Origin of the sequence: Paenibacillus bouchesdurhonensis (genome assembly GCF_900155685.1) — a bacterium.
Taxonomy (GTDB): Bacteria; Bacillota; Bacilli; order Paenibacillales; family Paenibacillaceae; genus Fontibacillus; species Fontibacillus bouchesdurhonensis.
In genome coordinates this window covers 1,921,803-1,943,861 of sequence record NZ_LT732548.1, presented here as the reverse complement: position 1 = coordinate 1,943,861, position 22,059 = coordinate 1,921,803, and the positions used below count along the sequence as shown (strand labels likewise).

Here is a 22,059-nt window from a genome sequence, read left to right as displayed (position 1 = left end):
GAGTAAATACGGGCCTTTTCTTGATCCAAACTATACAGTTTTCATAAATTTATCAATCGAAAACTACTCCATTATTTAATGTCTTTGCCTGTGAACAGGGCCACTCTTGCTTTAACAAGCTCCGTATACTCGGCTTCCATTTTTTCCGCACCAGCCTTATCCAGCTCGACGAGGAAATCATCATAGATTTTGTCGAAGTTTTCACGTTTTGCCAGAACGGCTTCCGGGATCCGCTTACGAACGATATCTTGCGTTTTCTTGAAGATAATTTGGTAGTCGCCATCTGTAGGAACAGGCATGTTGTACAGTGCGCCCCACTCTTTCGCCGGGAAATCATCCTCCGATGGGAACAGATCCTTCCAGGTTGTCGCACCGTAAGCTTCCAATGTCTCCTTCTCGGCCGGTGTATAGTTAGCTACGATTTGCTCAGGGAAATTCGTTGTATAGTAGTTGTCTGTTGAATCTTTTACACCGTCACCATAACGAGCGCCGAAGATCAAGTACAATCCCACGCCTGATTCCTTAGTAAAATTCGTCATGTCGTTAATTTTTCTTTGAATAATTTCATCTGGAATGATACGTGTTCCCTCTGCATCTACAGTATAATGCTTTCCTTCAATTCCCCAGTTTCTGAGAATTTGGCCTTCTTCAGAAGACATCCAATCCAAGAATTTAATCGCACGAACCGGGTCTTTACAAGCAGTTGTAATACTGATGCCATAACCGTCAACACCTGCTGATTGGAAGGAGTGATCGACATACTCCTCAGTCAATGTTACAGGGAAATGCGCATATGTGTATTCGTCCTTGCCAGCTGTTTTTAATGCGTTTTCAGCATCTTGATATCCCCACTCCTGGTCGATTAGACCGAGAACACGTCCGCTGGCAATTTTTGCTTTGTACTGGTCATCCTTTTGCACGAAAGTATCTTTATCAAGCAGTCCTTCATTGTACATATGGTTCAACCAGCGGAAATACTCTTTCTCTTCCGGACGTTTGTAGTGCAGCTTAGCCTCGTAGGTTTCCGGGTCCACATAGTATTCGCCGTCATCCGGCGCACCTGTTGCTGCGAATGCCGGATTTGTAACCGTAATCATAATTCTCCAGTCATCAGCATTTAAAGTAAGTGGTATCGTAGGTTGTCCATCCGTTGTCGGATGCTTCTCCACATATTGCTTCAGTGCATTCTCGAAGTCCTTCACCGTACGGATTTTCGGGTAGCCAAGCTCCTTCAATACACGTTGCTGTATTTCAAACCCTCCGCCAGCATCAAATGATTGCTGATCCACCCCCATGTTCGTCGTAAGGGAATAGATGGAAGGATCTTCATTGCTGTATTTCAAACGGTTCATGTTGTCGCCAAAAATCTTCTTAATGTTTGGAGCATGCTCTTCGATAAGTGGAGCCATGTCGATAACAAGGCCAGCATCTACCAGGCTGGACAAGTTGCCTTTTGCAAAAATCATATCCGGAACGTCGCCGCTTGCTGTCATCAGGGCAAGCTTGTTGTCCCCGCCGCCGCTACCGACGTCGTATTCAGCGTCGATTGTTACTCCTGTTTTCTCGGTAATCACTTTACCAATGTCGTCCTGCATGTTATTCCAGTTCGGACTCGCATCTGCGCCAAAGAATGTAAATGTGATCGGACTTGTATCATTTGCCGCTTCACTACTTTGATTTGTATTGCCCGTATTACCATTCCCTGCATTCTTGCCATCGCCGCCTGAGCTTCCGCAGGCGCTGAGCAGCATCGTACTTGCCAGTAAAAGTACCGCTATCGTCTTAGGACTTTTCCATTTCATTTCTACTTTCCCCCTCATGTAATAATCACAAGCTATATTTGTATAACAGGTTATCCCCCTGCGTATACCAATGTTATGAGCAGACTATGGCCGAGTTTAAATTTTTCGAGTCTATTCCTAGTGATGATTATGCTGCGTAGTTTAGTTCCGCCGCTTCAGAATTAGGCGGCGGAATTGAACTTCCAGACCATTTATGCCTTGACGGCACCCAACGTCATACCGGACACGAAGTAACGCTGCAGGAAAGGATACACAAACAAGATTGGTAATGTAACGACTATAGTAATCGCCATCTTGATCGATTCAGGAGATACTTGAGCCATTTGATTCGCCATATCATTAGCATTAATCATGTTAGCTCCTTGGTTCGTACTCTGCAGAATCTTCATTAACTCAAACTGCAGTGTAGTCAGATGTGATTTGTTACCGTTATACAAGTAGGTATCAAACCAGGAATTCCATTGTCCCACCGCAAGAAACAATGCGATCGTTGCCAATACCGGCTTACAAAGCGGGAGAATAACCTTGTAAAAAATCGTGAAATCATTTGCTCCGTCCAGCGTTGCCGACTCCTGTAATGCATAAGGCAAGCCATCAATGAAAGAACGGATAACGAAGACGTTAAATGCGCTGACAATGCCAGGCAAAATATAAATCCAGAACGTACCGATAAGATCCAAATGCCGCATTAGCATGTAAGTCGGAACTAACCCGCCGGAAACATACATCGTCATTGCAAGAAATGTAGAGATAAATTTTCTTGACTGAAAATCCTGCCGACTCAGTGTATACGCGAGCATCGAACTGCTTATTAAGCCAAGAACAGTTCCTGACAGTGTACGCAAAATCGAAATTTTGAAGCCTTGAATCAAGCTGCTGTAGCTGAAAATGGTTTTGTAATTCTCCAAGGTGAACTCACGCGGCCACAGATAGATACCCCCACGAACCGTATCCGTAGAATCATTTAACGATATCGCCAGCACGTTCAAAAATGGATACAACGTGATGATCATAATCATCGTCATGATTATAAAATTGAAAACATCAAAGATTCGATCGGATTTGGTGGAGTCGAATGCTTTACTTGCCATTTTATTTCCTCCCCCTACATGATGCTTTCTTTTGTTGTTTTCTTCATGATACCGTTCGCTGTAAGCAACAGGAAGATACTTACTACAGAAGTAAACATGCTTATTGCCGTACCATAAGAGAACCGACTGATGTTAATACCGTAATTCAATGCATACAAATCGAGAACTTCCGAATAATCCGTTACGAGCGAGTTGCTTAACTGGAACTGCTTCTCGAAGCCGATACCGATCAAGTGACCGATCGACATAATCAGCAATACGGAAATGGTTGTCCGGATTCCCGGCAAAGTAATATTCCACATTTGTCTGAAACGACCCGCACCATCTACCTTTGCTGCTTCGTATAGCTCTCTGTCAATTCCAGCGATCGCTGCTAAATAAATAATCGCGTTCCAACCGGTCTCCTTCCACACGTCGGAAACGGTTACAATCCCCCAAAACCATTTGCCCTGGGCCATGAATTGAATGGGTTCATCTATAATATGAAGTGCAAGCAAAATCTCGTTGACAATCCCTCCATCAATGGAGAGCATCTTTGTAATAATCCCCGCCACAACGACCCATGAGACGAAGTGAGGTAAATAAGATATCGTTTGGACGGTTCGTTTAAAATATTTCCCCCGCAATTCGTTCAGAAATATCGCAAAAGCGATTGGGATAACGAAGCCCGCAATTAATCCCATCACGCTCATCGCCAGCGTATTTCTTAGAACGAGGTAAAACCTCTCGTCCTGGAATAGATCCACAAAGTGCTTTAAGCCGACCCACTCCTGATCAAAAAATGACTTGGACGGTTTATAATTCTGGAATGCCATCGTCCAGCCCCAGATCGGTAAATAGTTAAATACAAACAACCAAATTACGAATGGTACGGACATCATATAAAGGTATCTTTGCCGTACTACTGTTCGCCATATTCCTTTCTTCCGCTTTTTCGGCGGTTCAGGGGTTGCGCTTACATTTCTAGTATCGGCTTGCGCTGAGAGCGTCTTCATTTGTCTGTCCAATCCCCCCTTCTGACTATATATTAAAGATAAACTAGAAGAAGGTTAGGTAATACCCGACAGATTTCAGAGAAAACCATATAGAAATTAGACATTCACCAGCGATAATTAGATATGTCCCCTTTTTAAGGGAATTGTGAAAGAAATCTGTGTGCCTTTATTGTATTTACTGGAAATATTTAGACCATGCTGTTCACCAAAGGTCATTGTGAGTCTTTGCTGAACATTGCTTAAGCCAATACGATTATCCACTCCTGCTTCCGATCCTTGAAGCGAATTCCTCACTTCTTCGAGTCGTTCCAGAGTCATCCCTACCCCATCGTCCTCGATCATAATTTCCGCATGCTCGCCCACTGCCTGAATGATCAACTTCACCTTGACTCCGCTTTCCTTATTCTCGACTCCATGCACAACGGCATTTTCCACGAGCGGCTGAATAATTAGGGGCGGCATGTAAATCCCCTCTAATTTACGATCAATCATTAACTCATAATTCAATCGATCCTCGTAGCGGAACTTTTGGATTTCCAAATAGGAGCGAACCATATCCAGTTCTTCCTTCAAAGTAATTTGCTCCCGTCCTACCTCCAGATTTTTACGCATCAATTTCCCGAGCAGGCGAACGACATTAGCGATTTCCTTCTCGCCTTTCATATGGGCGTTCATCCGAATCGATTCAAGCGCATTAAACAGAAAATGCGGATTGATTTGACTGGCCAGCATTTTCAGCTTAATTTCCCTTTGCGCGATTTCTAGGGAATTGTTCTGCTCCGTCTTCTCTACAACCTGATTCATCAGCAGTTTGATGCTCTCAACCATATAATTGAACTGTCGAGATAGTTGCCCAATTTCATCATTTCCGTCTACGGAAGATACGACGGCGAGATCGCCTAAGGCCAGCCGATTAAAGTGACGGCTTAAACGCAGCAATCGGTTTGTCATAAGAAATGACACGATATAAACAAACAGCAGAGCGATCAGCAATACAAGCATTACAAAAATCAGGCCCAAAAAACTAACGGTATTGGCACCCTTTACAATGGCATCAGTTGTAAAGACAGATACAATCTTCAAGCCGTTTACGCTGGATTCCGGAAGTAAATCCTCGCTAACCAAATAGGATGGCTCGCCATTGACCTCCATCTTGTGCGCTCCGTTCACCTGTTGATGCAAATCGATACCATAATCCAGATCGTTTATGTTTTGTCCTACAAGCTTTGGATTTTTGCCGGCAATAATGTATCCCTGCTCATCGAAGATCAGTGTCTCAAACTGCTCCTGCCGCAGCATCCGGTTTAATTCCTCCTGATCCAACACGACCATCAGCACTCCACTCGAGCGGTACTCCGGAAAAGGAATTTGCCGCACCAAACTTAATTTGCGGACAGGGACATCCTCTTCATCATGAATATAGAACCAGTTTATGCTTTTCGTTTGCATCGCCCTCTGATACCACACAGTTGAACGGCTAGCTTCCTCTAGCGGAATAAGCTCCATATTGTTGATGAGCGTCGGATTGTCGTAATAAAAACGTATCGCAGAAATTTCTCGGTAAAGCTTGACGTAATCCTTGAAATCTTCATATGCCAAATAGGCTTTGGTTAGTTCAAGTACGCTAGGGTATTCCGTAGTTACCATTCTCTGCAGCGTTTTATCAAACATAATCGTATTGGAAATGTCTGTCGGCACACGAAGCATTGTCGCCAGCTGGCTCTTAATTTTCTGCACATCGTTCGTAGTTTGCTTAATTGCCCGATCCATCGCCTGCGCCCGAAAATAACCGGTTACCGCTCCCCCAATAATTAAAACAGGAAGCATAACGACCACGATATAAGTAATCAGCAATTTGTGCTTCAACTTAAGATCATTCAATAAACGCACAATTTGGGTTCCCATAATGATTCACCACCCCCTTATTTTCTAATGCTTCTTTGCATCTCTATTTTCAGCATCCATCATTTTGACTAGCCCCTTCCGGTATTTGTACATATCTATTAAGATACAGCTACCGCCTAGGCCTACTGGCCGCGCTATAGCTTATTATTCTATTATGACAAAGCCGGGCTATGACTAAAAGGGAACGGTCTGCCACTGGAAGAAAAACTATAGATATTACGGAAAAGCAGCCTTGAAAGACGATATATTGCGCCAAAATGCTAAAAAAGCGGAAAATATCCCCTATAAATAGGGGATATTTCCACATGTCTATACGTGCTATTATCTAACACATTATGTTCCAACTCATTAAGTCTATTTCATCATCATTCTAACAAGCCAATCGATCCCTGAACCCGACTTATTTAAGGGTAACTTGAATTTCCGTTTTGCCGCTGAACGCACTTACTTCAATGCTGCCGTCAGCGCTGAGCTGGCCGCCTTGAACGGAGGCTGCTTCACCCATTCCGTGCAGACTGATGCTGAACGGCTTGCCTGCGCCTTCTGCCGCAATGCTAAGCGTAGAGCCTGAACGCGATACTGCGATCTCCAGGTCAGTGTCGCCTTTAACGCTGCGTACCTTACGCGATACCTGCGCACCGTCTTCGATTTGATACAATCTCACGTCTGCATCTTGTGCGAAGTCGTAGTCCGGTTTAGTATCGTTGGCGCCCAGAGCCAGGATGGAGTTCGGACGTACAAAGAGCGGCAGACTGAAGAAGTCATAGTTGTCTTTGCGCCATTTTCCACCTTCGATGGTTTCGCCTGTCAAGAGATGCGTCCACTTTCCTTCTGGCAGGTAGTAGGTTACATCCCCTTCCTTACTGAATACCGGAGCTACTAGTACGGAATCACCAAGCATGTATTGGCGATCAAGCGTTTCGCTTGCCGGATCTTCTGGGAACTCCAAGAACATCGCCCGCATAGTCGGTACGCCAAGCTCCGTAGCTTCGACCGCCGTGTCGAACAAGTACGGCATCAGACGGCATTTCAGCTTCGTAAAGAAGCGCGTTACATCAACAGCTTCTTCGTCATAAGCCCATGGCACCCGATACGAGCTGCTGCCATGCAGACGGCTGTGGCTGGACAGTAGGCCAAATGCGAGCCAGCGCTTGAATACATCGACAGGCGCCGTATTCTCGAATCCGCCGATATCGTGGCTCCAGAAGCCAAAGCCGGACACGCCAAGCGACAATCCGCCTCTCAAGCTCTCTGCCATCGACTCGTAATCCGCATAGCAGTCTCCGCCCCAGTGAACCGGGAACTTCTGTCCGCCAGCTGTAGCCGAACGGGCGAATAGGGCTGCTTCATTTTTGCCAAGCTTCTCTTCCAGTACTTCAAATACAACCTTATTGTACAGTTGAGTGTAATAGTTGTGCATTTTCACCGGATCAGATCCGTCATGGTAGACGACATCCGTTGGAATCCGCTCACCGAAGTCCGTCTTGAAGCTGTCTACGCCCATATCTACGAGATCGCGCAGATAGCCGGCGAACCATTCGCATGCATCAGGATTCGTGAAGTCAACGAGCGCCATGCCCGGCTGCCATAGGTTCCACTGCCATACGTCGCCGTTAGGCTTCTTCACAAGATAGCCATGCTTCTTGCCCTCTTCAAACAAAGCGGAGCGTTGCGCGATATATGGGTTAATCCATACGCAAATTTTTAGCCCTTTCTCTTTAAGGCGCTTCAGCATTCCTTCTGGATCCGGGAAGGTACGCTCGTCCCATTTGAAATCCGTCCAGTGGAATTCGCGCATCCAGAAGCAGTCGAAGTGGAAGACGTGCAGCGGCAAATCTCTCTCCGCCATACCATCTACAAAAGAGTTAACCGTCGCTTCATCATAATTCGTCGTAAACGACGTAGTCAGCCACAGACCAAATGTCCATGCAGGCGGCAAAGACGGCTTGCCTGTCAACGCCGTATATTTATTCAGAACCTCTTTCGGCTCAGGTCCGTCAATTACGAAATATTCGAGCGATTCGCCAGGAACGCTGAATTGTACCTTCTTTACCTTCTCCGATGCTACTTCAAAGGAAACAGCCCCCGGATCATTGACAAATACCCCATACCCTTTGTTCGTAATATAAAAAGGAATGTTCTTGTAAGCTTGCTCCGAGCTTGTGCCGCCGTCCTTGTTCCAAATATCTACCACTTGGCCGTTCTTCAAGAACGAAGTGAAACGCTCTCCGAGGCCATATACATATTCGCCAACCGTAAGATCAAGCTCTTCACGCATATACACGGCGCCGCCGCTTTCTTCAGCATGAGCCATGGATTTGAACGCGCTGCCCGTAATACGTTCGGAACCCCGATAGAAGTCAACAGACCATTGCGGCCCCTTGTTCACTCTAACGCTCAGATTTCCGCTCTTCAGCTCGGCATAGTCATCATTTTCACTAATCTGAACATGATCACCGTTGCCGCCAGCCAGCTCAAAATGAGGGCCGTGATCCACGGTGCCAGCAAAATGTACCAGTTTCACGCCAATTACGCCTGGCAGCGGGGAGTGGAACTGAATGGTCAGCAATTGACCGTTAATCGTATTAGCGCGGCCATGAATCGGAGTTGTTGATGCATAGGCCGTCAGTTTATGATCTGCAATCGAAAAATCATGTGCTTGAACTGCTGGAGACAGTGTAATTCCTTCACGAATCAACCAGTTACCATCTGTAAATTTCATCGTTAAAGAACCGCCTTTCTGTATTCATTGTAATCTTGCGTAAAACATTCTATACTTGCATTATACTGATAAAAAACCCCCGTTTCTAACATAATATAATGATTTTATAACACAAAATTGACGAGGTGAGAGAAATGGATCAAGCAATGCGCCGTTCTCTGAAGGAAAGTAAAATCCATGGCGACGAAAGATTGCCATTTGGCACCTATTGGTACCAATTTGGCCCAGGCGAACACGTCATCGATTGCCACTGGCATGAAGAGGCTGAATTCTTCTACTGTCTGGAAGGAGAGACGCTGTTCCAGGTTGACACCGATTATTTCCTCGTGCGGGCAGGCGAAGCCGTATTCATCGATGGCGGTGATATTCATGCCGCGCACGCTCATGGGGATCAGGGCTGCTCCTTCTTTACCCTAGTGTTTGGAACGAATATGCTATCCAGTGCTTATTATGACGCTGTTCAGGAGAATTTAATTCTCCCCCTGCAAGAAAGAAAGGCCACGTTCCCCCGTCATATCTCCGAGAAGCATGATTACGGCAAGTCCTTATTGCAGCATCTAACAGCCATGATGAACAGCTGCGAAGCGAGAACTCCCGGATTTGAGGGTTCTGTCAAAGGGCATCTTTACCTCATGCTTTCGGATATGGCGGGCCGCGACCAATTGTGTAACCGTGCAACAAGCAACAGCAATGATTCATTCAAAATCGAGCGGCTAAAAAAAGTTATCCTATACATCCAGCAAAACTACGACCAGCAAATACGTCTATCGGAATTAGCTGCGCTAATCCCCATGAGCGAAGGGCAGCTTTGCCGTTTCTTTAAATCCATGACCCGGCAAACCCCGATGGATTACATTAACTCCTATCGGATTCGCCAAGCCGTCGAACTGCTCAGGGAGCCTGACCGCAAAATATCCGACATTGCGCTGGAAGTCGGTTACGACAATATCAGCTACTTCATCCGGGTATTCCGGAAGGCCATGAATTGCTCGCCTTCCGAATTCCGAAAAAGATTGCTCGAATCGATCAGCAGTTAATTATACGATCCGGAACCAGCTTATTCGCACGTCGCCTTTGAGCTTCAGGTACAAATCCCGCCGTCCGGACACGGCTTCAACCGGGACGGATACTGTCGTCCATGCCTGCGCGCCTCCCGTTGGCAGTACTCGGCATGCGGCTGTGGCAGTTCCGTCCATTTTGTCCAGAACAACCTCGATCTCCCCGCCTTTGATCGACCCGGATACTCTTGCTTCAAAAACTTCGGCCTTGCTTCCGAATTCAACGTCATGGAACGCGATCCAACCGTCGCCCTGCGAGCAGGCGACGCTCTCTCCGCCTTCACAGCACTCATCTACAAAGACACCCTCATAATTATCATAGTTAACCGCCCGTACCGGTGCGGCGGCCGTACGCGGCGGAATGCGTTCCCCATCGACCTCAAGCGTCGCCTCCAGCACGATATCCCCCGCCGAACGCCCGATCATCAACGTATACGTTCCGCTTTCTACACAGTAACGATCCCGTGTCACATCCCAGAACGCCAGATCCGTGCTGCTGAGCTCGAAGGCTGCCGTACTCTTCTCGCCTGCCGCGAGATGCATGCGGCGGAATCCGCTTAGCGTCTTAAGCGGCCGTACTACCCGGGATTGGCCTGCCCGGACGTATAGCTGTACAACTTCATCACCATCCAACTGCCCCGTATTATGAACATCAACCGTTACTGTTACGGAATCGCCTGCGGACACAGCAGAGGCGCTCAATTTTAAATTGCTGTATGCAAACTCGCTATAGCTTAATCCATGACCGAACGGATACAGTACTTCACCCTCGAAATATTGATAAGTTCTTTTCCCTTTAATGATGTCATAATCCATGATGTCCGGCAGTTCGGAGGCTGATTTGTACCAAGTCATATTAAGCCGTCCCGCCGGGTTGTATTCTCCAAACAGCACGTCTGCAACGGCATGTCCAAGCTCCTGGCCCGCATGCGAAGTAAATATTAGTGAGGGAATATGCTCCTTCTCCCAATTGACGGCAAACGGATAACTGCCAACGATGACTACGACCGTATTCGGGTTAGCAGCATACACGGCTTGAATCAAAGCTTGCTGGGAATGCGGCAGCGTAATGTCGGGGCGATCGATTGTTTCTTTTCCATTAATAAATGGGCTATTGCCGACGAAAACAATCGCAGTATCTGCGGATTTCGCCGTTTTCACGGCCTCCTCCACTCCGTTCTGCACCACTTCAACATAAAATCCGGCAAACACGGATTGCTCTTCTCCCGCCACAACCAGGCGTTTACTCTCGTCCTCGATGATCGGCCTGCCTTCCCAGGACTTCATCACAAGCGCATCTTTCTCGCCTTTAGCGAAGCTGAATGCCTCTTTAACGAACCAGCCCCGAGCCTCCTCCGCAGATGCCGCAAGACCTCCGCCCTGCTCGTGTTCGCGCTCGGTGACGAATTTTCCGCTGCTCAACGCTCGCAGCGTAAGATTGTCCCAGCCCCAGTCCGTGCATTCGAAAATTTCCGCCTCGTCCGCATTCTTAACATCGGCTCTCAATTCTCCGCCGTCTGAAGCAATCGATATATAGCTGCCAGTCTCAGCCGAACGAAGACGAACACGGTTATTTCCGTTGGAGAAATGAACGCGATTCATTCCTACCTGCTCGGCAACGCCTTGCAGCGGCGTGATTTTGTATGCGGGCGTACCGCTGTACCAATCCGTATAGGCTTCATTAGCAAGCGGTCCAATCACAGCAACCGAACCCTTCTCCTTCGAGAGCGGCAGCAGACCCTCATTCTTGAGCAGAACGACAGACTCCCGCGCCGCTCTTAGCGATAGAGCCGCATGCTCAGGCGCGCAAAGCTTCGATTCAGGTACATTGCTGTAAGGATTGCGTTCAGCCGGGTCGAACTCTCCTAAACGGAAACGCACCCGGAACGTATTTCGCAGCGCATGATCCAAGTCGGCTTCGCTTAAAAGCTGCTGCTCCAGAGCATCGCGGAGCGCCTGAAAGGATATGTCCTGCTCATCGGTAATGCTGTCGATGCCCGCTTTCACCGAGCCCGCTACCGCCTCTGCATAGGACTCGATATAACCATGATCCATAACTGTTCCAAGCACGTCTCCGGCATCACCGACGACAAAGCCGTCCATGCCCCATTCGCCCTTCACAATGTCGTTGACTTCATGATTGAGATTGCAAGGCGTACCATTGACGCCGTTATATGCGGTCATCATCGAGCCTGCCCGCCCTTCACGGAACGGTGCTTCAAACGCTTTCAAATAGTACTCGCGCTTATTCCGCGGATCGATGCTAACCGAAGCGCTGCCGCGATCAATTTCATTATTGTTGCCATAGAAATGCTTCAAGGTTGCAACCGTCTTATAATAGAAAGGATGATCCCCCTGCATTCCCTTGATAAGCTCCGTGGCCAAGCGCCCAGTCAGGTATGGATCTTCGCCATAAGCCTCTTCCGTTCTGCCCCATCTAGGGTCGCGTTCCATATCGACCGTTGGCGACCAAATCGTCAAACCGTTAATAGCCGGATCGCGCTGATAATATACCCTCGCTTCATCCGCGATGACTTCACCGATTTCATGCATGAGCTCAGGGTTCCAAGTACAGGCCAAGCCCGTATTCTGCGGAAACACAGTAGCTTCGCCAAGCCAAGCCACGCCATGTGCCCCCTCGGTGCCATGCTTATATTTTTTTACGCCAAGCCGGGGAATTTCTGCCTGGTACTGACACATCAATTGAATTTTCTCTTCCAGCGTAAATCGGGACACTAGATCATTTACCCGCTCCTCTAACGGCAAGTCTGGATTCTGAAAAGGAAATTTAACATATTGCTCCACGTAGAATGACCTCATTTCTGTATGATTTCAATAGTTGAAAGCGCTTTTAAACGCTGGGCTACTTTGCCCCGTCCTCCCATACTGTCATCATAGCTTGCGCGATAAAGACTTCATACACGGAATATTAGTCATGTTTTCATATAATAATCTTAGTTCGAGTTCGCCGTCTATCAAGAAGACTTGTGCCAAACATGCTTGCCATGCTAGCGGCTGAGTTTAATGGATTTCCTGTATTTATTTTCAATCCATTTGAACAGCTTCTCAAATTAGCTGTATTTACAGTATCTAAAACATAACTGTTCAACTTATAGAGTCTTTATACTATTTTTAGCTTCAAGAAATCCGGTTAATTCCAGGCCCGGAGCCAGGCTGTATCATTTTATTACAAGGAATCCAGTTAGTTATGTACTAGAAAAGTATGGACAAAAAAAGTCTTCCCAAGTTACGCTTGGAAAGACGCGAAAGTGATATATGGATTACTTACCTATTTGGATGCCGACCTGCTGTTCTGCCATCTGATCACTCGCTGCTCGCATGTCGGCGATAAGCGGACGGAGATGTGCCTACATATTTTTTAAATTTTGAATGAAAATAATCCACATTTGTGTAACCGACTTTCTCCGCCACTTGGTAAACCTTGAGGCCGTCTTCGAGATAAGATTTCGCTTTCTCAATCCGCACCTTGTCGAGATAGGTATTGAAGTATTCCCCCGTCTCATTCTTGAACAGCTTCCCCAAATATGCGCTATTGTAGTTTAGAACGCCCGACAGCGTCTCCAGCTTCAGATTATCGCTGTAATTTCGTTCGATCAGGTCGAGCATGATTTTTACCTCGCGGTGCTTATCATTCTCGCCCAAATGCGTCATTATCTGCTGCAAGAAGTAATCGGTCTTATCATAAAGGGCCTGTATGCTCCGCAGATGATAAATTCCTGCCAGCATGTCCGAATACTGCTTGCTTTGCTGCTGGAGCTCAGGATGCTGTTTAAGGCCTTTGCCCATGACACAGGTCAAAATTTCCACGAAGCGGCGCTTGATTTCGTCTTCCGTAAACCCTTCCACAACCAAGGTGCGCCCTGCCTGCCTTACTAGCGATTTCACAGCTTTCGCATTCCCGATATCGACGGCATAATAAATTTGATCGGCTAGAGTTTCTGATGGGAGAACCTCGGAGCACCCCTCTTCATACTCACTATGCGCATCCTCCTCGCATAGCAGCTTCCCATCATCTAGAAAAAAATGCAGTTTAATCAGTTCGCGTGCGACGCTGTAAGAATCGGCGATTTCATCTAATGAGCTGACCTTGGAGCCCAGCGCTACGGTGAACTCAACTCCCGTCTCTCCTACCGCTGCTTCGATGGAGCGATATACCCCTTCTCTCTCAACAGCCAAAAGCGGTTCCTTCAGCAGTACGCCGACCTGTCCATAATGCTCGAACACCCAGCCCCGATCAACCAGCTCAATGCTCTCGACCAACGCTCTTCTCAGCAAATAAAGCACGGATTCCGTAAGCTCGTCATGCAAAGCGACTAGCAGTACCTGATAGTTATTCCACAATACCCCGAGCTCTTCCGCCCTCTCCTTTAACTGACGACGATCCTCCGATGTATGCTCCGTTTCCGTCAACAGAAGCTGAATCAAAGCTTCTCTCGTCCATTCCTTAGCAGCATGCTGCCATTCCTCCGAGGCTCGTTCGCCCTCAATGGCCGCCCTGATTCCATGAAGGTACTCTACCAATTCATCTTCATCAACAGGCTTCAGCAAATAACCGTCTGCCCGGTGAGCAATTGCCTTCTTGGCATAATCAAAATCCGCGTAACCGCTTAAAATCAATATATGTAGCAGAGGATTCTGCTCTCGAAGGCGCCCAATTAACTGCAGCCCATCCATGCCTGGCATTCTTATATCGGCAATAACCAGCTCTGGCTGGCAAACGGCATACTTCTCCAGAGCTTCATTTCCGTTAGCCGCTGTATCCACCACCCGGTAACCAAGATCTTCCCAATCGATAAACGTGCGAAGACCTTCTCTCAGCTTGGGCTCATCGTCGACAATCAGCACATCGATCATCCAGAACTCCTCCCCTGTATTTATTTATATATACTCGCACAGCATCTCCAACACAAATAAACTGTCATAACAAATAACAGTCGTAATTTAAGCGCTTTCATTAATCATATACCCAATTACTTTTACTTGCCTACATAATCCTGTTCATTTGTTGCACTATTTTGATATTCACTATTCAACTTTCGCAGGGAATAATTAGCTGAATCTAGATTGCATCGTTGATTTACAGTAAGGAGAACGGCTTAACGTAACTTTGTTGGGCAATAAAGTCTTATAAGTTATAAATGCCATTTTCACTAAAAGTTAATTGAGCAGGAGAGGCTGTCTGTCTTGATTCCCTAGCAATTGTGCTGCCAAACGCACAAAAGGCTGACCCATCGCAGAGCTTATCTGCTTATGGTCAGCCTAGTTGTGTTATAAATCTAACTAGAAGCCAGCGCCGCTACTTCATCCGCCGTAATCGCTCCTTTGTAAATATGCAGCTCGTCGATCATTCCCTTAAACGGAGCATCCCACCAGTTCACTCCCAAACTAAAGGTTCCCTGTTCATCCAGGAACACATCCGGGAAGCCAGTACCCGTAAATTTCGCTTCTCCATTCACGTACACGGTGATATTGCCCTTGTTGACAGTAAACGCAAAATGCGTCCACTCTCTCGGTATGGTCTGCACGCCGGTTCCCGCATCATACCAGTCCGATCCCGACCATACCATGGAACTGTTGTCAGCGTCATCATGACCCTTCGGCTGAAAACTGATCCAGCTATCTCCGTTCTGGGCTCCGAAGAAGGCTGGCGTGTAGGCTTCAAGCTCCTCCCCGTACACCCACATTGTCACAGAGTAGCTGTTGCTAGAAATCAACCCTTTCGGAAGAAGAACCCCCGAAGCGCCGTCGAAGACGGCTGCCTTTCCAGATACACCAGCTTCATAGCCAATTGCGCCACCCGCCGGAGAGCCAATTTTATCGCCAATGACCGTTCCTGCCCCGAAGCTGCCCGCCGAATCCAGCAGGTCGTCCTCGAAAGAGAATTTAGCCACTAGTTCAGGAGCAATCTCTTCCTGCTCAGGCTGATGCTCCTGCGACAGCTTAGTCACTAATTCGGCTGTAATTGGTACGTTATAAATCCGCACCTCATCCATCATGCCTTTAAATGGGATATCCCACCAATTCACGCCTAGGCCGAAGGTTCCTTGCTCATCCGTAAATACATTCGGAAAGCCTGTACCTGAAAATTTCTGTACGCCGTCGACAAAAACCTTCACCGTTCCGCGATCCACTGTAAAGGCTACATGGTGCCATTCGTTGGCACGGATTCTCGAGCCGGTCGTCGCGTCATACCACGCCTCGCCTGCCCACAGCATCGTGTTGTTATCCCAGGACTGCGGCACAAGGCTGATCCAGCTATCATCCGCTTTTGCGCCAAAGAAGCTAGTAGAGAATTGTGTGTGCTGCTCAACATTCAACCACATCGATACCGAATAACGGTCGCTAGAAATCAATCCGTTCGGCAGTTTAATGCCTGAATTCCCATCGAACACCGCAGCTTTTCCAGTAACCCCATCACTATAGGTTATTGTGCCACTGCTGTTATCGATCCGGTTGCCTGTGACCGTACCTGTGCCAAAGTTGCCGCTGGAGTCGCTCAAATCCCCTTCAAAGGAGTACTGTGCCGCCAAGCCATACGCAGGGTCGATCGGCATGACCACGATGGAGAACGTCTTGGTTGCGGTCGCCGTCCCCTTCGTAATGGTTGCCGTGAGGGTAGCCGTCAAATCCGACTCGCCAACCTCCGGCGGAGAGATAACGCCTTTGTCGGTGATGACAGTCTCATCCGAGGTTTGCCATGAAATGACTGCGCCGCGAGCCCCTTTTGCAGGAAGCGCAAGGTGAGTCATCACCCGGCTCGTATCGCCAAGATCTAAGGCGCTTTGTACGGCTGCCACAATTTGCTCATCCGTCATTTCCGGCTGCCTAATGCCCCAAATGGTCTCTCCAGCAGATGAAATGGCGGTAAATGTCATCGTTTCACGCTCCAGAGCCCCATCCCATTGACGAACGAACACTCCGTCAAAGCGGACTCCATCGACGGTAACTACAGCTTGGTGCTCATTCTGCAGCTCCCATGTTCCTGTAACATCACCTGTAATCGTCTTGTCCTCATTCAGTTGGATATTCACGGCACTTACAATCTTGCCGGAATAGGCCAGCTCATGATTCACGTATTTATATTCGCCAATGATGTCATTGGCGTTCACCGCTTCTATCGTCTCCCCAGCATAACGCTCCGGAGCGACTACAAGCCAGTTGTCTTTATTCATGAACATTTGGTGGATGCGAAGCTCATGGACTTCGCCTCTCTGCGGAAAACGAGTATGGAACAAGAGGAAATACTTCCCGGTCTCCTCGTCATAAAACACTGAATTATGCCCGGGCGATGCATAGCCATAGCCGATCCCCGTTCCCGGCTCCCCAACCTGCCGCTCGAACAGGAAATTGCCGATCATTTTAATACCGTAGGGAGAGTTGTCCGTATTGCCTGGAAGAACCGCATTCTGGCCTGCCGCATCCACATATGGACCGTCCGGCTCGGTCGACCTGAACAATCTCATATTGTAGCCGCCGTCTGCTCCCAACCAGCCATAGGTTACGTTTAAGAAATAATAGCCGGATTTCTCGTCATAAATAATATACGGGCCTTCCCCTGACTTTGTATAACCGCCCGCGATTTTGGTACCGAAATAGCGATCAATCAGCCGTCCATCCGCCGTCTTTCCATCCTGCTCCGGATAGATCGCCTGACCTGTCTGCGGATCCAGCTCAAGCACGAAGATTCCGCCTGACCAGGAGCCGTACGTCATCCAAAGCCTGCCATCATGGTCAGTGAACAATGTCGCATCGATTGCATTTGGATACATACTGTTATTGTAGGCTCCGTTGCTGCTAAACCAATTCGGGTTAATCTCCGCCAAGATGCCATCATCGATTAGCGTCTGGATATTCGTATTGTCCCATTTCTTATTGACCTGACTATCCGCATCATAGGCTTCGTTTCTCGTGAAGCCGGAATAAATGATCGTATCCACATACTCATAAGGCCCTTCGATATTTTGGGATACCGCATAACCGATCGCAGAACGGATATATGTGGAGGAGGCGCTGTAATACATCATATAAGCGCCCGTAGTCCCATCCTCATTTACGTAGTGCTCATTCCAGAAGACATCCGGAGCCCAGACGGAAAAGCCGCCTTTACTGTCGGAATCATTCTCTCCGGCCCAGGCAAACGAATCCGCTAAATTTTGGGATAGATCGCCAAAAATCACATTATCCGGCGTGCTATAGCCATTCGTAAATCGAGTCCAGTTCATCAAATCGGTGGACTTGGCCGCCTCGATATGGGAGCCGAATACGTAATAGGTGTCTCCATCCTTGATAATTGATGGGTCATGCACCGATACCTCGGTAAAGGCCGGCTTTGCCCCAGGCTCAGGATTGGGAGACGGGTTCGGTGTTGGATTTGGGTTTGGCGACGGACTTGGCGACGGATTTGAGCCCGATGACGAGCTTGAGCCTGACCCCGCAGAAGCGCCTGTGCCGCCAGACCCGGATTTCGTTTCCTCCTCGTCGCTGCGAACAAGTCTTTTGTCATCCGAATGAATCTTTCCTTTACCGCTGACAGCTACCGTCTTGTCTATATGGAAGACGACTTCTTCGATCACGCTGCCTTCCTCCACATTCAGTCCAGCTTGCTGACGGAGAACCAGCTTCTTGATCAGGCCTCTTAACAGGCTAATGTCAGCCCCAGACAACGAACGAACTTCCACCTCATCGAAATCCCCAGCGAGTCGGATCTTTGAGCCAGCAGTTAAAGCCTCATCCAATATCACTTGCATGAACCCTTTAGCCCCATCGGCCAATGCTTCTTCCTCCAGCTTGACACCAGACAGGGCAATGACCTGCTGAACCTTCGTATTTCCCCTCGCAGCCAATCTAATTTGACCGTTTCGCTTATTTACGATAACTTGACCAATCTCGGAATCGGTAAAAGCGATCGTATTCTCTCCGCCACCGTGAGCATACACTTTGCCCTGCACCTTCACATTTTCAAGCGTTACATCCCCCTCGGCAATTCCTTCCGTTAAATATAAATTGCCTTGAATCGTCACATTCTTCAAAACGATGTCCGAACGATTAATTACCGCATTCTGATATATGCCGTTTGAATACGAGCCGGCTTGGTTAAATACCGCACCGGAGAGCTTGCTCAGCATAACCAGTGCCTCGGCTCTCGTCATGGAATTGCCGCCTCTGAAAGTATGGTCAGGATATCCGCTGACATACCCTTCGTTCAACAGCGCAGCTACCGCCGCTTTGCTCCACGCAGGAAGCTCGCCTGCATCCTGAAGCTGCACCGAATCAGAGGCGGTTAGCTTCAATTCAAAGGCTTTTGCGAGTACAACAGCCGCTTCCTGCCTAGTGATTAAAGCGCCGGGACGGATCGTTCCATCCTCATATCCGCTTAGAAGTCCAGCTGAAACCGCTTTCTGAATTTCCGAATAATATGGATGTCCCGAGCTTATATCCGCAAAAGTAATCTCCTTCATTTCCGAAAACTGAAATACATGATTGATCAGTGCAACAAATTCGGCTCTCGTAATCGCCTGGTTCGGCTTAAAAATCCCGTCGCCATAGCCATGAACCAGCCCTTTTTGCTGCCAGGCGGCAAATGTCTGTTCGGCCCAATGCCCCTTCACATCGCTAATAGCGCTAGCCCCGCTTTCAGCACTGGCGGAGTCGCTGTAATCGGCAAAGGCCGTGACAGGCATAAGCATAGCCAGGGTCAATAGGATTGCCAACAGCCTACGAAAAGTTCGCTTCAAGTAGATTTCCCCCTCATTAAAATGATTTAAGCATGTTGCATGCATGAACGATATCGATAATACCGTAAACACAACCGCAATAACGGGCATAGCAGACAAAACAGGAGAACCGACAGCGTGTCAGATGATGATAGTGCTCTCTCTCGCTGCCGGTTCTCGTTTGGTTATATGAACAATTACTCTACCGCAATCGTAACTACAGACATGGCCGGGAGCTTGATTGCCAGCTTATTGCCTTGTACGGCAGCCCCCGTGAATTCCGCCGGCTTAACAGCTTCAGGCTGTTCAAAAGTATTATGCGCATTCATCTTGTCCGCCGTGATGATCGTTCCGGAGACCTTCGCACCGGCAGCTTCGATGCCGCGAAGCTCAAGGTCAAGCACGGCTTCCTGCTGATGATCAATATTGCAAAGGCTGATATGAACTTTGCCAGCTCCATCTCTTGAAGCGGATACTGTGACTTGCGGCAGCTTCTCGCCATTGTATTCGTACTCGCCGAACGTCGAGTCAACGGCCAGCAGTTCGGCATCCTGATGGACTTTGTACATATCGAACACATGATAGGTCGGCGTCAGAATCATTTTCTCGCCTTCCGTAAGGATCATCGCCTGCAGCACGTTGACGGTCTGGGCAATATTCGTCATTTGTACGCGGTCGCAGTGATTATGGAAAATATTGAAGTGCAAGCCGGCCACCAGCGCATCTCGAATCGTGTTCTGCTGATACAGGAATCCCGGATTCGTTCCCGGCTCGACATCGAACCAGGTGCCCCATTCGTCAATGATCATGCCTACGCGTTTGTCTGGATCATATTTATCCATGATCGTGCTGTGCTTGCTAATCAATTCATCCATATGAAGAGCTTTCTTCATCGTGATGAACCACTCGTCTTCCGGGAAATCGAGGGCCGATCCTTTACCAAGCCAGAAGTCCCCTGGGATCGTATAATAGTGCAGGCTTAAACCGTCCATGAGCCAGCCCGCATTCTTCATTAATACTTCAGTCCAGTTGAAATCGTCCACGTTCGCCCCGCCGGCAATTTTATAAATTTTGTTCTCCCCGTAATTGCGTACATAGGTTTGATAACGGCGATATAAATCAGCGTAATATTCCGGGCGCATATTTCCGCCGCAACCCCAGTTTTCGTTCCCCACTCCAAAATACTTCAGCTTCCACGGCTCTTCCCGGCCATTCTCGCTTCTCCAGTTCGCCATCGGAGATTCGCCGTCAAAGGTCATATACTCGACCCATTCCGACATCTCCTGAACCGTTCCGCTTCCTACGTTGCCGCAAATATACGGCTCGCATTCCAGCAATTCGCAAAGCAGCATGAACTCATGGGTTCCAAAATGGTTATTCTCGACCACGCCGCCCCAATGCGTATTCACCATGCGCTTGCGGTTTTCCCTAGGCCCGACACCGTCCTTCCAGTGATACTCATCAGCGAAGCAGCCTCCCGGCCAGCGCAGAACCGGTACTTTGATTTGCTTCAATGCTTCCAGAACGTCATTGCGAATTCCCTTCGTATTGGGGATAGGGGAATCTTCCCCTACCCAAATCCCCTCATAAATACATCTGCCAAGATGCTCAGAGAAATGACCGTAAATGTTCTTATTGATGGTTCCTTTGCGAATATCCGCGTTGACGATCACATTGTTCTTCAAAGCGATGCCCTCCAGATCTTTTTATCATTGTCCTTTAGCGAATTTACAACCGAACGGCAATCCGTTAGCGAGTACGCTGCGCGTCCGGCACGGGTTCCCCAAAGTTCGGCGTCCCATCCTCGTTCCAATGGAAGATTTGGGCGCGTGTATGCCGGTTAGGATCATAGAGTGGATCACCTGTAATCTCCTTATAATTGCGGGCATGGTAGACGATAACATCACGTCCGTCCTCCGTAACCGTAAAGCTGTTATGCCCTGGGCCGTATTGTCCATTCTCCTCATTCGTTTGAAAGACGGGAACAGGGGATTTGGACCAAGACATCGGATCAAGCAGATCCGCATCTTCATCGGCGTACAAGAGACCCATGCAGTAATTGTGATTCGTGGCACTCGCTGAATAGCTCATGAAAATTTTCCCGTTGCGCTTTAAGATGGCGGCTCCTTCATTTACCTTGAAGCCAATAATTTCCCAATCATACTCCGGTGTAGAAATCATCGCCTGCTCCCCTGTCAGCGTCCATGGGTTGCTCATTTTGGAAATGTACATATTCGAGTTGCCGTCTATTTCAGGATCCTTCTGCGCCCAGACATAGTACAAGTCTCCACGGTGTTCGAACACCGTTGCGTCCAAAGCGAAAGATTCCCAACGGGTACGAACCTGCCCTTTCTCCACCCAAGTTCCTTCAAGCGGATTGGCAGAGCTGTTCTCAAGCGCGTACATCCGGTGATCGAAGAGCCCGTCCTTGGTCTCCGTCGTTCGCGCAGCAGCGAAGTAGATATACCATTTCCCTTGGATATAATGAATTTCTGGAGCCCAAATGTTGGCGCTAAGCGGTCCGGTGTCATATTTTCGCCAAGCGACAACAGGCTCTGCCTCCCCGAGACCTTGAATAGTTAGAGATCTGCGAATTTCGATACGATCATATTCTGGGACGGATGCAGTGAAATAGTAGTATCCGTCGCTATGTCGATAAACCCAAGGATCTGCCCTCTGCTCTACAATTGGATTCATAAATTCCTGATTTGTCGTCATTTCTGGTTTCTCCTTTTGGAATTATATTATTAAG

At 48.1% G+C, this 22,059-nt stretch carries 10 protein-coding genes and 3 pseudogenes; 1 reads left to right on the top strand and 12 read right to left on the bottom strand.

Features of this window, described 5'->3' with window-relative positions:
* Positions 1 to 71 precede the first annotated feature (71 nt).
* The 5 genes from CZ379_RS13010 to yicI form a co-directional block, all read right to left on the bottom strand.
* Complete coding sequence (locus CZ379_RS13010; protein WP_110932010.1) at positions 72 to 1,802, bottom strand: ABC transporter substrate-binding protein; 1,731 nt, start codon at positions 1,800 to 1,802, stop codon at positions 72 to 74.
* A gap of 191 nt (positions 1,803 to 1,993) precedes the next feature.
* Positions 1,994 to 2,893, bottom strand: coding sequence for a carbohydrate ABC transporter permease (locus tag CZ379_RS13005; RefSeq protein ID WP_110932009.1), 900 nt, complete (start codon positions 2,891 to 2,893; stop codon positions 1,994 to 1,996).
* A gap of 14 nt (positions 2,894 to 2,907) precedes the next feature.
* Positions 2,908 to 3,888 carry an ABC transporter permease gene (locus tag CZ379_RS13000; protein WP_110932008.1) on the bottom strand — a complete coding sequence of 327 codons (981 nt, stop codon included), beginning with the start codon at positions 3,886 to 3,888 and terminating at the stop codon, positions 2,908 to 2,910.
* Positions 3,889 to 4,005: 117 nt separating this feature from the next.
* The gene (locus CZ379_RS12995; protein WP_110932007.1) at positions 4,006 to 5,793 is read right to left on the bottom strand and encodes a sensor histidine kinase; all 1,788 of its coding nucleotides are present in this window, start codon (positions 5,791 to 5,793) and stop codon (positions 4,006 to 4,008) included.
* Between the two features lie 400 nt (positions 5,794 to 6,193).
* Positions 6,194 to 8,515 (bottom strand): alpha-xylosidase, encoded by a 2,322-nt coding sequence (gene yicI, locus CZ379_RS12990; RefSeq protein ID WP_110932006.1) that lies wholly within the window; start codon positions 8,513 to 8,515, stop codon positions 6,194 to 6,196.
* Positions 8,516 to 8,649: 134 nt separating this feature from the next.
* Between yicI and CZ379_RS12985 the strand changes: the two genes are divergently transcribed.
* Positions 8,650 to 9,552 carry an AraC family transcriptional regulator gene (locus CZ379_RS12985; RefSeq protein ID WP_110932005.1) on the top strand — a complete coding sequence of 301 codons (903 nt, stop codon included), beginning with the start codon at positions 8,650 to 8,652 and terminating at the stop codon, positions 9,550 to 9,552.
* On the opposite strand, the gene CZ379_RS12980 is transcribed toward CZ379_RS12985, so the two are convergent.
* The 7 genes and pseudogenes from CZ379_RS12980 to CZ379_RS12960 form a co-directional block, all read right to left on the bottom strand.
* On the bottom strand, positions 9,553 to 12,393 hold the full coding sequence (locus CZ379_RS12980) for a glycoside hydrolase family 3 protein (RefSeq protein WP_110932004.1): 2,841 nt from the start codon (positions 12,391 to 12,393) through the stop codon (positions 9,553 to 9,555).
* 504 nt (positions 12,394 to 12,897) lie between these two features.
* Positions 12,898 to 14,448: a response regulator transcription factor gene (locus CZ379_RS12975; RefSeq protein ID WP_110932003.1), complete on the bottom strand. Its 1,551-nt coding sequence runs from the start codon at positions 14,446 to 14,448 to the stop codon at positions 12,898 to 12,900.
* 422 nt (positions 14,449 to 14,870) lie between these two features.
* A pseudogene (locus CZ379_RS27180) lies at positions 14,871 to 15,329 on the bottom strand (LamG domain-containing protein); the annotation flags it as partial.
* Positions 15,330 to 15,524: 195 nt separating this feature from the next.
* Positions 15,525 to 17,924, bottom strand: a pseudogene (locus CZ379_RS27175) (LamG-like jellyroll fold domain-containing protein); the annotation flags it as partial.
* A gap of 813 nt (positions 17,925 to 18,737) precedes the next feature.
* A pseudogene (locus tag CZ379_RS27170) lies at positions 18,738 to 19,274 on the bottom strand (S-layer homology domain-containing protein); the annotation flags it as partial.
* A gap of 230 nt (positions 19,275 to 19,504) precedes the next feature.
* Positions 19,505 to 20,992 (bottom strand): alpha-N-arabinofuranosidase, encoded by a 1,488-nt coding sequence (locus CZ379_RS12965; protein ID WP_110932001.1) that lies wholly within the window; start codon positions 20,990 to 20,992, stop codon positions 19,505 to 19,507.
* 64 nt (positions 20,993 to 21,056) lie between these two features.
* Positions 21,057 to 22,025: a glycoside hydrolase family 43 protein gene (locus CZ379_RS12960; protein WP_110932000.1), complete on the bottom strand. Its 969-nt coding sequence runs from the start codon at positions 22,023 to 22,025 to the stop codon at positions 21,057 to 21,059.
* Positions 22,026 to 22,059: the final 34 nt, after the last annotated feature.

Excerpts from the sequence above, each read along its gene's own strand:
- yicI (WP_110932006.1), bottom strand. The coding sequence starts at position 8,515 with ATGAAATTTACAGATGGTAACTGGTTGATTCGTGAAGGAATTACACTG.
- CZ379_RS12985 (WP_110932005.1), top strand. The coding sequence starts at position 8,650 with ATGGATCAAGCAATGCGCCGTTCTCTGAAGGAAAGTAAAATCCATGGC.
- CZ379_RS12995 (WP_110932007.1), bottom strand. The coding sequence starts at position 5,793 with ATGGGAACCCAAATTGTGCGTTTATTGAATGATCTTAAGTTGAAGCAC.
- CZ379_RS13005 (WP_110932009.1), bottom strand. The coding sequence starts at position 2,893 with ATGGCAAGTAAAGCATTCGACTCCACCAAATCCGATCGAATCTTTGAT.
- CZ379_RS13000 (WP_110932008.1), bottom strand. The coding sequence starts at position 3,888 with ATGAAGACGCTCTCAGCGCAAGCCGATACTAGAAATGTAAGCGCAACC.
- CZ379_RS13010 (WP_110932010.1), bottom strand. The coding sequence starts at position 1,802 with ATGAAATGGAAAAGTCCTAAGACGATAGCGGTACTTTTACTGGCAAGT.
- CZ379_RS12980 (WP_110932004.1), bottom strand. The coding sequence starts at position 12,393 with ATGAGGTCATTCTACGTGGAGCAATATGTTAAATTTCCTTTTCAGAAT.
- CZ379_RS12960 (WP_110932000.1), bottom strand. The coding sequence starts at position 22,025 with ATGACGACAAATCAGGAATTTATGAATCCAATTGTAGAGCAGAGGGCA.
- CZ379_RS12975 (WP_110932003.1), bottom strand. The coding sequence starts at position 14,448 with ATGATCGATGTGCTGATTGTCGACGATGAGCCCAAGCTGAGAGAAGGT.